General features: G+C 37.6%; 11 protein-coding genes and 1 pseudogene. 10 read left to right on the top strand and 2 right to left on the bottom strand.

Going from position 1 to position 13,811, the window contains the following annotated elements:
* The first annotated feature begins 182 nt into the window (after positions 1–182).
* The 10 genes and pseudogenes from V7654_RS08055 to V7654_RS08010 all read left to right on the top strand — a co-directional run bounded on the left by V7654_RS08055 (position 183) and on the right by V7654_RS08010 (position 11,451).
* Complete coding sequence (locus tag V7654_RS08055; RefSeq protein ID WP_335429973.1) at positions 183–2,123, top strand: sigma-54-dependent Fis family transcriptional regulator; 1,941 nt, start codon at positions 183–185, stop codon at positions 2,121–2,123.
* A 253-nt stretch (positions 2,124–2,376) separates the two neighbouring features.
* A complete protein-coding gene (locus V7654_RS08050; protein ID WP_335429789.1) occupies positions 2,377–3,366 on the top strand; it encodes a thiamine pyrophosphate-dependent dehydrogenase E1 component subunit alpha in 990 nt (329 codons plus the stop codon).
* A gap of 25 nt (positions 3,367–3,391) precedes the next feature.
* Complete coding sequence (locus tag V7654_RS08045; RefSeq protein WP_335429787.1) at positions 3,392–4,408, top strand: alpha-ketoacid dehydrogenase subunit beta; 1,017 nt, start codon at positions 3,392–3,394, stop codon at positions 4,406–4,408.
* Between the two features lie 67 nt (positions 4,409–4,475).
* Complete coding sequence (locus V7654_RS08040; RefSeq protein WP_335429785.1) at positions 4,476–5,891, top strand: 2-oxo acid dehydrogenase subunit E2; 1,416 nt, start codon at positions 4,476–4,478, stop codon at positions 5,889–5,891.
* A 128-nt stretch (positions 5,892–6,019) separates the two neighbouring features.
* A pseudogene (locus V7654_RS23905) lies at positions 6,020–6,305 on the top strand (winged helix-turn-helix transcriptional regulator).
* Positions 6,306–6,516: 211 nt separating this feature from the next.
* Positions 6,517–7,377: a YitT family protein gene (locus V7654_RS08030; protein WP_335429784.1), complete on the top strand. Its 861-nt coding sequence runs from the start codon at positions 6,517–6,519 to the stop codon at positions 7,375–7,377.
* 1,027 nt (positions 7,378–8,404) lie between these two features.
* The gene (locus V7654_RS08025) at positions 8,405–8,908 is read left to right on the top strand and encodes a hypothetical protein (protein WP_335429783.1); all 504 of its coding nucleotides are present in this window, start codon (positions 8,405–8,407) and stop codon (positions 8,906–8,908) included.
* Between the two features lie 66 nt (positions 8,909–8,974).
* Positions 8,975–9,487 carry a type 1 glutamine amidotransferase domain-containing protein gene (locus V7654_RS08020; protein WP_335429782.1) on the top strand — a complete coding sequence of 171 codons (513 nt, stop codon included), beginning with the start codon at positions 8,975–8,977 and terminating at the stop codon, positions 9,485–9,487.
* Between the two features lie 100 nt (positions 9,488–9,587).
* Entirely contained in the window at positions 9,588–10,304 is a 717-nt protein-coding gene (locus V7654_RS08015) for an SDR family oxidoreductase (RefSeq protein ID WP_335429781.1), read from the top strand.
* 256 nt (positions 10,305–10,560) lie between these two features.
* The gene (locus V7654_RS08010; protein ID WP_335429780.1) at positions 10,561–11,451 is read left to right on the top strand and encodes an aldo/keto reductase; all 891 of its coding nucleotides are present in this window, start codon (positions 10,561–10,563) and stop codon (positions 11,449–11,451) included.
* Positions 11,452–11,593: 142 nt separating this feature from the next.
* Here the strand turns inward: V7654_RS08010 and V7654_RS08005 are convergent, their stop codons facing one another.
* On the bottom strand, positions 11,594–12,682 hold the full coding sequence (locus tag V7654_RS08005; RefSeq protein ID WP_335429779.1) for a GerAB/ArcD/ProY family transporter: 1,089 nt from the start codon (positions 12,680–12,682) through the stop codon (positions 11,594–11,596).
* 26 nt (positions 12,683–12,708) lie between these two features.
* Entirely contained in the window at positions 12,709–13,788 is a 1,080-nt protein-coding gene (locus V7654_RS08000; RefSeq protein WP_335429776.1) for a Ger(x)C family spore germination protein, read from the bottom strand.
* Between the last annotated feature and the right edge of the window lie 23 nt (positions 13,789–13,811).

Below are 13,811 nucleotides of genomic sequence, written 5' to 3'. Positions count from 1 at the left end.
GTGTTGTAAACACGTGCGTTTTTTTTTTGGGCAAGGTAGAATTTTTGCAGTGGTACTAGTTTTATTCTCAAGTTTTATTCTCATGTTTAATTATCAAAATTTAAAGAATAGTCAAAATTATGATAATATTAAATAGATTATAGTATTAGAGAAGAAACTGATTTACAGGAGTGGGTGAGTTGATGAATTTAATTGAGTTAGGAAAAAGTGATAATTTGTTGATTAAACCACGGAGTGTAGATTCAAATTTTTCAACGATGATTAATCAATCCTTGCTTAGGTCCAAGGAAAACAATATTAACCCATATATGGAAAAGGGTAAGGTTTCGAAGGAGCTCTTAAAAAAAAGTCGATTCAAGAATGCTGAATTGATTGAAACAAGCTTGCCGTTAATGAGAGATATTTACAAAATTGTTGAAGATACTGGATTTATGGTTGTTCTATGTGATAATGATGGATTGCTTTTAAAAACGATTGGAGATGAAGAGACTTTAGAAAAAGCCAGTAAAATCTCTTTTGTGGAGGGGGCCGATTGGAGTGAAGAGGCGGTAGGAACGAATGCCATTGGTACATGCATTAAAGAAATGGCGCCTCTTCAGGTATTTCACCACGAGCATTATATGAAAATCTGTCAGGAATGGACATGCTCGGCGTCTCCGGTTTTCGGTCATGATGGAAAGATGATTGGCGTCCTGAATGTTTCCGGTCCTTATGAAAAAGTCCATCCCCATACTCTTGGAATGGTTGTATCTACTGCCAAAGCCGTGGAAAACCTGTTGGAACTAAAGGAAAAAATCAGGCGTAATGAGTTAATGCAAAGTTATTTAGAGGCAACTGTGAATTCGCTTACATCTGGAATCATCCTGATCAGTCAACAAGGAGATATTGTCAAGGCGAACCAGACACTGTTGGATATGATTCAGCTGGAAGAAGCTGAAATAATCCACCAAAAGATAGAAGATGTTTTTGATAATAAACTTTTCCGAGATGGTTCCAGTATATTTGGGGCCATTAAAGATAGGGACATAAGGCTTAAATTTTGGGATAGAAGAAATACAAAGCATGTCTTGTTGAATAGTAAGCCAGTGTATCAGGGGCAGTCTCAAATTGGTTCCTTGTTAATCTTTCAGGAGATTCAAAAGGTCCGCCAGCTGGTCAACCATTTTACCGGACACAGAGCTAATATTACTTTCAAAGAAATCATAGGGGAAAATCCGATTTTTATTCGAAGTATAAATGAAGCCATTGCCGCCTCAAATTCACCGTCTAATGTGTTACTGCTAGGTGAGAGTGGAACCGGAAAAGATTTGTTTGCACAGGCTATTCACAATGAAAGCGACAGAATGAATATGCCTTTTATTGCAATAAACTGTGGGGCGATACCAAGGGACTTGCTCGGAAGCGAATTATTCGGCTACGCGGAAGGGGCTTTTACAGGAGCGAGAAAGGGTGGAAGTTCGGGTAAGTTCGAGCTCGCCGACGGAGGAACGATTTTTCTTGATGAGATCGGAGAAATGTCATTGGATATGCAAGTACTTCTTTTACGGGTTTTACAGAATCGGGAAATTAGCAGGATTGGAGGCCATAAAGTAATTCCTGTGGATGTACGAATCATTGCTGCTACCAATAAAAACTTAAGGGAAGAGGTCCAGAAAGGGAATTTCCGGCAAGATTTATATTTCCGTCTAAATGTCCTGCCGATTAAGATTCCAAGCTTGAGTGAAAGGGGAGAAGATGCCAAGCTTCTGGCATCTCACTTTGTTGATATCTATAGTAAGAAAATCCCACGGAAGATTGAAGCTATCCATCCTTCATACATGGAGGCCATAAAGAAATATAATTGGCCTGGAAATGTGCGTGAACTTCAAAATGTAATTGAAAGATCGTTAAATAGATGTACGGTCGGGGTTTTATCACATGATACTCTTCCAGAGGAAGTTGTGGCTCATTATGAGCCTGGACAGTCTCAGTATAAATTTAATAGCTCTAAAGATATGATACAAAAACAAATGCTCGTTCAGGTGTTATTGGATTGTAATTATAATTATAGTAAAGCAGCCAAAAAGTTAAATATATCCCGAAGTACATTATACAGATGGATGGAACGTTTCAATCTGCAATAAAAGTGTCCCATTTTGTATCACTGTATCGACTTGAACGATACACTTTGATACAAAATGGGACATTTTTTGAATCATTTAATCTAATCCCAATGTGTATAAAAGTAGGTACAAAAAATTTGAACCGTTGTCAGGGTTGAATCAAGAAGAAATTTAAAGTCATTTTTCTTATGAATTTTGTAAGCGTTTTCTGAATTGGCATGCTTCTTGCAAATATACAATATGAGCCAGAAATTTAATAGAAGGAGGATTCAAGATGTCAATTCCTAAGGAAAAGTTACTTTGGATGTATCAAACCATGGTGAAAAGCCGCTATTACGAAGAAATGCTTGTTGAAGCTTATGCTGAAGGGAAGAAACCAGTATTCAACATTGGTGCAGGTCCGGTACCGGGTGAGATGCATCTTTCAAATGGACAAGAACCAGCAGCAGTTGGAATCTGCGCCCATTTAACAAAAGACGATACAGTTGCTTCACCACATCGCCCTCACCACCATGCGATTGCAAAAGATGTGGATTTAAAGAGGATGACTGCCGAAATTTTTGGGAAGGTATCTGGACTAGGGAAAGGAAAAGGCGGACATATGCATTTGTTTGATCCGGCCGTCAAATTTTCATGTGGAGGTATTGTCGCAGCAGGCATCCCTCAAGCTGCCGGAGCTGCACTTGCTGCACAGCAAAAGGGCGAAGACTGGGTAGCTGTTGCTTTTATCGGTGAAGGTGCGGTCAATGCTGGTGCCTTCCATGAAGCAATGAATCTGGCAGCACTTTGGAAACTGCCATTAATAGTCGTGGTGGAAGATAACTCCTGGGGCATTTCCGTACCGAAGACGGCTTCCACTGCTATTTTCTCAAATGATAAGCGTGCAACTGCTTATGATAATACAAAAGGATACTATGTGAAAGACAATGATCCACTAGAGATGTTCCGGGTTTCCAAGGAAGCTGTTGAAAGAGGTCGCCGCGGTGAAGGACCTTCGATAATTGAAATTGAAACCTACCGCTTTTTAGGACATTTCCAGGGGGATCCAGAATTATACCGTGAAAAAGATGAAGTTCCATCTTTATTGAAGAAGGACCCTATTGAAAAATTAAAAGGCCACCTAATAAATGAAGGTATTGTTTCTAATGAAGAACTTGAGCAATTAGAGAATGAGGCAAAAAATGACGTGGAATCAGCTTTCCAATTTGCCAGGGAAAGTGAGTATCCACTGCCAGAATCTTCATTAGAAGATGTATTTTGTTAATTTACTATGATAGGAGATGAATGAGATGCAAACAACAAAACGTATGCTTACAGGCAATAAAGCAATGGCAGAAGCAATTGCTCAAGAAATGGAACGAGATCCAAATGTATTTGTACTTGGCGAAGATGTTGGCAAATACGGGGGCATATTTGGTGCAACTCAGGGACTTCTAGATAAATTTGGAGAGAAACGGGTGATGGATACGCCTATATCTGAAACAGCATTTATTGGTGCAGCTATCGGGGCAGCAGCCGAAGGGATGAAACCAATTGTTGAGCTGATGTTTGTGGATTTCTTTGGCGTATGTATGGACCAAATTTATAATCATATGGCGAAAATCCCGTATATGTCCGGGGGTTCTGTTAAATTGCCAATGGTGTTGATGACCGGGGTCGGCGGCGGATACAGCGATGCAGCTCAACACTCACAAACACTTTATGCCACCTTCGCACATTTGCCAGGGATGAAGGTAGTTGCACCTTCTACTCCTTATGATCTGAAGGGAATGATGACTTCTGCAATCCGAGATGAAAATCCCGTGGTGTTCATGTTCCATAAAACCTTGCAGGGATTGGGGTGGATGGATCAGGTGGATGAGTCAGTTGGAGAAGTACCGGAGGAATCATACACTGTTCCTCTGGGGAAAGCAGAGGTAGTAAGGGAGGGCACAGATGTTACCATTGTGGGAATCCAAATGATGACACATCAGGCAACTGCAGCAGCAAAACTGCTGCAAGAGCAAGGAATTAGCGCAGAAGTAATCGATATTCGCTCACTCGTTCCACTAGATAAAGAAACAATCCTATCCTCAGTAAGAAAAACCCACCGCTTAGTGGTAGTGGATGAGGATTATCTTTCATATGGATTTACATCTGAGATTGCTGCAATTGTAGCTGAAGAGGCGCTTTACGAGCTTGAAGCTCCGATCAAGCGATTGGCGATTCCGGATGTACCGATTCCGTATAGCCGTGATCTTGAAAAGTACGTAATTCCAAATGCACAAAAAATAGCAGACGCTGTCGTTAAACTAATGGAAGAATAGTAGATTGTAAGCAGGCGGCTGTTCTTGGCAGAATAGCCGCTTTTTAGTTATACAGGGAGGAATCAGAATGCAAGATACTAAATCATTACATCAAATTACACTGCCGAAGCTCTCAGAAACAGATGAAGAAAGTCTGATCGTCTTTTGGCATAAATCTGAACAGGACACGGTTAAAAAAGGTGACGTCTTGGTAGACGTACAGACAGAAAAAGCAGTTACTGAGATTGAATCAGATACGGACGGGGTAATTGCCCAAATTCATAAAAAAAGAGGTGAGGTAATCGAAGTTGGGGAGGTCCTTGTAAGTATAGCTCTATCTGCAAGAGCAAATCCTGGAGCTGGGGTAAATCGCACCAGAGATAATGAAACATCTGGACCTACCCGGCAGGTGAATGAGCAAGAGAAGAGTACCTTTGTCAAAGCCTCACCTCGAGTCAGAAAGCTGGCAAGGGATTTGGGTGTTGATCTGGTAGCTGTATCAGGAACAGGGAAGAACGGTGAACTAACGGTTGATGATGTCCAAAATGCTGCAAATGCACCAAAAAATAATGCTCCTAACGAGAAAACTGCCGGTGAAAAACCTAGAGTGATTGCGTCTCCTTCTGTTCGAAAGCTTGCCAGGGAAAAAGGTGTTGGCCTGGAAGAGATACAAACATGGTCTTCAAATGGCAGGATTCATCGCGAGGATGTTTTGAAATTTTACGAAGAAAAAGACAATGACCTGCAGCAAGTCCATCAAAATACCGAAGTACAACAAGTAAAAGAAAATAGTCACGATGCTGATATTGAAAGAGTCAAACTGGCGGGAGTCCGTAAAGCGATTGCCAAAGCAATGACTCACTCAAAGCAAACTATTCCACATGTAACCCATTTTTCAGAAAGTGATGTAACTGCTCTAGTCTTTCACAGGGACAGGCTAAAGGAGGCAGCTAAATCAAAGCAAATAAAACTGACTTTCTTGCCATATGTAATAAAAGCCCTAATAAGTGCATTAAAAGAATTCAAGGAATTAAATGCCGCAATTGATGAAGCAGAAGAGACAATTCTCTATAAAAAGTTTTATAATATTGGATTCGCAGCCCAGACAAATAATGGACTTGTAGTACCTGTCATAAAGGAAGCCGACACTAAAAATATCTCAGGACTTGCAAGGGAGATAGAGTTTCTGACAGAAACAGCCAGAGAGAATAAATTAACACCGGCACATGTGAAAGGAGGGACATGTACAATTTCTAATATTGGATCAGCAGGAGGTCAATGGTTTACTCCAGTCATCAATCATCCTGAAACGTCGATTCTGGGAATTGGTGAAATTATTGAGAAGCCAATTGTCAAAAATGGAGAGATTGTCATAGGAAAAATGATGCCACTTTCTCTTAGTTATGATCATCGGATTATCGATGGTGTGACGGCACAAAAGGCATTAAATCATATAAAAAAATTGTTGGTAGATCCAGAGCTATTGTTATTGGAATTGGAATAAATGATCAAAAAATGCCTTGCTTTAAACTTATAGTAAAAAGCAAGGCATTTTCCATGTTCTCTTTTGCAGCCACGATTTAAAGCGTGGGGACAGAATTAACGCTTTATGTTATTGACGGTAAATGGAAAATGCTGATTTTGTGGCATTTAGGAAAAGAGGAAACGAAGCGATTTGGTGAGCTGAAGGATGCCGGGCAGTACTCAACGAATGCTTGTTAACCAATTACGCGAGCTAGAAGAAGACCTCATTGTTGAACGAAAAGTCTATCCTATTGTTCCGCCAAAAGTGGAATATTGATTGACCGAACAAAGAAAAAGCTTAATGCCAATACTCGATTCCATGTATGAATGGGGTAAATACTATATGGAGAATGTGATGGATATTCCTGTCAATAAAAGTGCGTCTATTAAATAGCAATCGCTCTAAAAAGAGGGGATTAAAAAACCACAAGTAGACTTTTAATAAGTCAAGACTTGTGGTCTTTTTATTTACAATGATCCAGTGCATAAAGGAAATAAAGGAGTACAATCTGGAAAAAGGTAAATAATATTCCTGTGTTGTAAAGGATTTTATGAACTGTTTTATAGTAGGGAAACAAGAATAATACATATTTAAAGGTGAGATGATGAAAAAATTTGTTGAGTATGTTTTTTTAACTTTGGGGGCGTTAATCGTTGCTATGGGATTAGAAACGATGTTAGCACCAAACGGGCTAGTAGATGGTGGTGTAACAGCGTTATCGATTATGGCCAATGCTTTATGGGGAATCCCAATTTATGTTGTATTTTTGGGCTTAAATATTCCTATCTTAATATTTACAGCTAAAGAAGTGGGTAAAACCTTTGTCATTAGAACTCTATATGCAAATATCATTACAACCGTTGGTTTAGCACTATTTAAATCGATTCCTCCTATTACTCAATCTGAAGTATTAATTGTTTTATACGGTGGGGTAATCTTAGGAGTTGGGATAGGAATCGTTGTAAAGTTTGGCGGCGCAATAGATGGCACTGAAATGCTGGCGATTTGGTTTAACCAACACCATCGATTTCCGATTGCCTCATTTTTATTAGTCGTGAATGCTTTCATATTTACGATTGCAGCGCTTGTCTATTCATTGGAACAGGCCATGCTTTCTCTGGCGGTTTTTTATATAGTGACGAAAATGATTAATTATGTTTTAGATGGATTAAATCGTGGGAAATCTGTCATGATCATTTCAGAAAAACCGGATGAAGTTGGAGATAGTATTATCAATCATTTAAATATCAGCATCACATTTTTATATGGAGAAGGCGGTTTTTTAGGGGAAAGAAAGAAGGTTATTTATTGTATTACGAACAGGTTTATTTTTTCCAAATTAAAAAGTGTCGTTTTAGCAGAAGATCCATCAGCTATTATGGAGGCATCCTATGTTTGTGAAACATCTGGTATAGATAGGTCGCTTATATTACCGAAAGCCAACCCTTCTAACAATAAATCGTAATATTGCTTACATTAGTTAGCATCCTGTTTGATACTAGAGAATAGAAAGTGTGTATATTACCTGTTATAAACCAATTCGCAGAGGTTTGATAAAGTCTGTGTAAACGACAAGGGCCAAGAGTCGGGATTAAGAAAAAATATCACAACAAGTCTTGAACCCAAGGATACTCCATTATTTATCATGAGTTGATCAAACTATATTTACATCATGACCCCTAGGCAATTTTGAAAGATCCTCGTACATTAACGGGGATTTTTCTGTTTTAATTCCCCTAATGGAAAATGCCATAATCTCAATAGTGTAAAAAAGTATACTAAATATATTTTTGTTTACTATATAACAAAAAAGTGCGTACTTTTAATTGTCTGTTGTAGATATTATACTAACATCAACACAGCAACCAATTCTTCTTAAGCGGCGATTGTTAAGATGAAAAGACACATATACCATTAGACATTTTAAGAGGGAATGAATAATTCTCCTTTGTATTTTGTAAATAAGATCGAATTTAAGATAAATCAATTTTTTTATCTTAACTGTAATAAAATAAAATACAGTTTTTAGGTGAAAGTTATAGAACCTTATTCAATATAGATCGTCAATTAATGAACACAGAAAGGAATGAAACGATTATGTTAAGGCCAAAAGCAAAGCATCGAAAAGTTTGCGAAAGATGTTTAACGATTACTACAAATGATCAGTGTCCTCAATGTGGTCATGACCATTTCCGGAAGTTCATTTTCATGGTGCAAGCTGGAGAAAAAATCAGGTATATAAAGCAGCGAAATTCTAAAATCATTTAGATCGTGAAAAATTTGATGTGCTTTATACGGTTGTCATAACCAACAATTATCAAGCATTAGAGTAGGTACCTTTATTTTTACCGGGAAAGTGGTCGCTGCTCTTCGGAACGAGTTTGGTGGACATGAAGTCGAAAAAAGCAATTAGCCAAATTTTGAGTGGATTTTCGTAAACTAGCTACTAAAAATATCAAAACAATCCGCAAAGTGAAAAAGGGAGTGAAATCATGAATGTAATGGATGCAAAAATCATTAGTACCCAATATGGTTTGGAGACTTATTTAGACGTTGGAAAAAGTGTTGATGTAAGAGATCTTCATTATCCTACAGAGACAGAACTCTTTTATGAAATCACAGTAGGGATAGAGTATTTTCTATTAAAGGAAGAAAGATATTATGACAGTAGAAAAAATTATTTTCGTATCCGTATGGATTCCGATTTAAGTTCCGTAACGCTCGTAGAAACAAAAACGGAAAGTTTATTTGCTGTCAAAAATGAAGGAGAGAGAGACACAACAAAGGAACTGGTTGGAGAATGGCTTATAAAGACCGATGCTTTTAAACACGTTATCAATGAACTGATTGTTCAAAAGAAAATGGAAAACGTTCAAACAGAGGGAGATATTAAAGTAGTACTAGGAACTATAAGATTCCTAGAGAAATTACTCGAGATCAAAACTGAAGACATTTTAAGTACCAATGTTGAGAGAGACCTTGAGTATGTTCATTAGTCCCTTTTAAGATGATGGGAAACATTTATGTACTTCTGTTTTGTCATTGAAAGGAGGTGAATGAGCATGAGTAAAAAAATCGCTACACTTATAACAAACCTATTTGAAGATGTGGAGTACACTGAACCAGCACAAGCCTTTAAAGAAGCTGGTCATGAAGTTATCACGATTGACAATCAATCAGGTAACCAAGTAACTGGTAAAAAAGGCACAACCGTAAAAATTGATAAATCCATTGATGAAGTTCATCCTGCAGACTTTGATGCGTTGCTTATCCCTGGTGGATTCTCTCCCGATTTATTGCGTGAAGACGATCGTTTTGGTGAATTTGCAAAAGCATTTATCCAAGATGGAAAACCAGTTTTTGCCATTTGTCATGGGCCACAAGTGTTAATCGATACAGACCTTTTAAAAGGGGTCGACATCACTGGCTATAAATCCATTCGCAACGATTTGAAAAATGCTGGTGCAAATTATAAAGACGAAGAAGTTGTCATCAGCAAAAATATTGTAACAAGTCGAGAACCAAAAGATATTCCAGCATTTAATCGTGAATCACTAAAACTTTTAGCTAAATAATAATGCTGATGTAAAAATGTAAATATTTCTAACTTGCGGATTCTTTAATCAGAATCCGCAAGTTGGTTAAACAAATATATGAATAAAGGAGGTTATTGCGTTGTCATTAAAAGGAAAAAGAGTGGTTGTTTTAGGAGGTACATCTGGTATTGGTTTAGCCTCTGCTAAGGCGTTTCTCGATGAATCCGCTCAAGTCATTATTGCTAGCCGTTCTGCTTCAAAATTATCTGACGCAAAAGTGAAGCTTGGTGGTAACGTAGAGGGCTATGAAATCGACTTTCGCAGCGAGGAAAAGGTTGCAGACTTTTTCAAGAAGGTTGGGAAATTTGATCACCTGGTGGTTACTGCAGGTGAAGGCGCTATGGGTCACTTTAGCGAACTGCCTATTGCAACCGTAAGAGAGGCTTTTGATAGTAAGTTCTGGGGGCAGTATATTTCGGTTCGTGCTGCTCTTCCATACTTGAATAATGAAAGTTCTATTACCTTAACTTCTGGTGTATATGGTGTGCGTCCTCCTCAAGGTGCCTCGACTCTAGCTTCCATTAATTCAGCAATCGATGGATTAGTACGAGGACTTTCAGTAGACCTGGCACCTATCAGAGTAAACGTGGTATCACCTGGTATCGTTGACACTCCTCTTTACGGCGGAATGCCAGAAGATCAAAGACAAGATATGTACTATGGGATTGCTAAGCAATTACCTGTCGGACGTGTTGCTCAACCTAAAGATATTGCTGAAACCTATGTTTACCTAGTGAAAAATGTGTTTACAACAGGCACATCGGTTCTTATTGATGGAGGAGCTCATCTGATCTAATCCATTTAATATCAAAGTCAATTGATAAATTGATTTAGAATAGAAGTGGTGAGGATGACTCAAAGTGTCAGACACTTATAGGCCATCCTCACTTCTTTGTTTTTTTGCACAGCGGAAGCAGGAAATGGCCATATCATGTAACAGAGAATGATTTTGTTGGTTGAGGAAATTCTAAATATATAAGTACTTTATACGAAGAGTGGTTAACATTCTACTTCTATGATACCCAAATACATAAAAGAAAGGGTCGAGCCTAATGGATGAAAAGAAAAGAGCGGAAATTAAAAATACATTAGCCAAACACGTGGTAACCCTGTCTGACGGCACTTCTTTACCTAGTTTAGGACAAGGAACATGGTACATGGGGGAAAATCCCCAAATGAGAGACAAAGAAATAAAAGCCTTGCAGCTCGGCTTAGAATTGGGTATGAAACTTATTGACACTGCTGAAATGTACGGAAATGGCGACTCTGAACGCTTAGTTGGCGAAGCCATTAAAGGACGCAGAAATGAAGTCTTTTTAGTCTCAAAAGTGTATCCCCATCATGCAGGTTTAGATAAGATTTCAAATGCATGTGAAAACAGCTTAAAACGAATCGGAACAGACCACTTGGACTTATATCTTCTCCACTGGAGAGGACGTGTTCCTTTAGAGGAAACAATTGAAGGAATGGAAAAACTACGTGAAGAAGGGAAAATTTTAAGATGGGGCGTCTCTAATTTTGACAGGGTTGATATGGAAGAGCTATGGAACACTACAAATGGAAAAAATTGTGTGACGAACCAAGTGCTATACCATTTAGGTTCAAGAGGAATCGACTTCGATCTCTTACCATGGCAGCGGGAACATAACATGCCACTCATGGCCTACAGTCCCCTTGCTCAAGGAGGCTCTTTAAGAAGACAGCTTTTAAACGATCCAACTATTCATGATATTGCTGACAAATACAATGTCCAACCATTACAAATCGCTCTTGCTTGGACCATCCGTTCGAATAACGTCATCGCTATTCCAAAAGCGGTTCAAGATGAACATGTTTTAGCAAATGCTAAAGCAGCAACAATTGAGTTTACGGAAGAAGATCTCAGTAGAATTGATCAAGTATTTCCTAAACCTACTAAGAAAATGCCATTGGATATTATTTAAAAATATATTTTAAAAAAGGACTCTTGTTGGAGTTGCTGACAATCTAATAGGAATTTCAAAAAAACTGTGTAGAATTTATTCCATACAGTTTTTTTATCGGGAAAATTTAATATTCTTATCGAATTATTCTCGCATCAAAACCCTATTTAGATAGTTTTTGTTTAATGTTAATCGTTAAAAAGAGAAAAGGGATATATAGATATACAAAGTAAAAAGCAATGTTTGAATACATTTCATTCAATCGCTCTATTTGACTCCACTCTATGAGCACATTAGCTATAATAAAGAATAGGATCAGTACAATGAACAGACTTATACGTTGTTTCACATTTATTACTTTCTTTATAGCACGACAACCTGCCCATATTTTCACACTGATATTGGGTAATACGAGAAGTAACCAAATCGAAACAACGATAAATTCGACTCTTTCTATTAGAGGGAATTTCGCAATTTTCATTTGAGCTAATGTAGGCCATATTGTCTGGTTTAATAGTCCTTCACTAAAGAAGACAAATGTGATGAGCGCTGTTATTAGATAAAGTAAGCTTGAGAACAAAAGTCCAAAATGGGCCCATTTTTGTGATCTTTCTGGATTTTTTATGAATGGGTAGAACATGAATAAGGTCTCAAAGCCAACATACTGAAACAACATAGCTTTAGAGGATGATACGATTTCCTTCACAGAGTGGTTAAAGACAGGTAAAAAATTGTAAAAATTGGCAAATTCCAATGAAAAAAAATTTAAGGGATACAGGATAATAATAGGTATGATAGTTCCCCAGAAACACATTCCAGTTATCACGCGGAATCCACCGGATACAACGTAATAAATGAGGACTAGAAGAATGAGGCTTATTTGCCATGTCTTCATTAAGGGAAACAGCCAAACTTGAACAACTTCAATATAAACACGGAATACAATGAAAGCTAATATAAGAAAGTAGAAGATCACAAAAATGTTGAACAGTCCGCCAATCCATTTTCCAAAGTAAAATTTGTGAACATGTATGACATCATTATTAGCAATTCCAAGAATACGATAGATCATCCAAACGAGTATATGAATGCTTATACTTGATAAAATGATGGAAATCCACGCATCATAACCTGCGTCCTTCGTTATATCTCGTTGAAATCTCATGATTCCTATGCCAATAATATTCGTGTAGATCAGAAAGAAAACGTAAAAGGAAGATACTAAATGTCGTTCGTCTAGTAATGATTTCACGTGGTTCCTCCTCTTATCATGCAGACTTACTCTACAATACCTGTATTTAGGATGTAAATATTTGTGTGTACAGTGGTTTTTACTTCTGGGTATATGTCCATAAACCGTTGATAGTCCCAATTTCTTGAGGTGGCTCTAACCTTTTCTCCCAACCCAATGGGATCTACATTGTATCCTTGTGCCAGTGAAATTAAACTTTGGACCTCTTCCTTAAAGTGTTCATTTAAAATTCGTCTCAATTTTTCAATATCTTTATCTTTTTTCAAATCAAACCAGGATGATGCTTTTTCAATCTCAGCATGGATGGTTAAATCGATGAATATACTCGGAATGCCTTCGCTTTTCTCAACCGTATATGTAGTTTTTGCATCCATGTTTTTCAGGAGAATAAAACCTTCCTTTTTATTTTGTGTGATTTTGGTTTTATATTGCCCATTTTGAGACCCATCAATTAATGTTTTTAGAATAAAGGACTTTCTTAAATTAATATGATTTATGTACTTCCCGTTCTTTAATAAGGCTAACCCGTCAATTTTAATTTGATCTTCCTCTAGGATAAAGTAAGGTAAAATTTGATCCCTCCCTTCTTGATGAAAATTGTTCAAAAACATGTGCAGATTCATTTTTGGCAAATTACCACTTTCAATGTTTTGATTGATTTTTTCACTTAAATGGAATGAAAGATTCACATGGCTACTGGTTTGAAGTATTTCTTCGGCTGTGTTTTCAGCAATGCCCAACTGCATTCGACTCCCCGTTTTTGGATTTCGGGCAAAATTAGTGATAACATCTTCGATCCCTTGTGTGGCATATTCCTTGCCGAACAATACAAAATCTAATTTTCCTATCTCAATAGGATAGGCTGATTTTGCATTAATTCTCGGGAGTATATCTTCATATGAATCAGACACCGTTTTATAAATCTTCAATTTGACATTATCCTTCTCTCCGAAAGTAGGATAAATAGCAATTCCTTTGACTTTGCCTTCTTCCCGATCATATCCTAGAGATTCAATTATCTGAACTTCATCAATAATCCTCTCATTTATACCACACCCTGATAAAAAGAAAGTTAAGCTAAAAGTAAACAGAAAACATAATTTCATTTAATTCACCTTTATTATCCTTT

It is taken from the genome of Bacillus sp. JJ1609, assembly GCF_036967045.1.
Lineage (GTDB): Bacteria > Bacillota > Bacilli > Bacillales > Cytobacillaceae > Mesobacillus.
The sequence above is the reverse complement of the archived record's forward strand: the minus strand, read 5'-3'. Positions and strand labels throughout refer to the sequence as shown.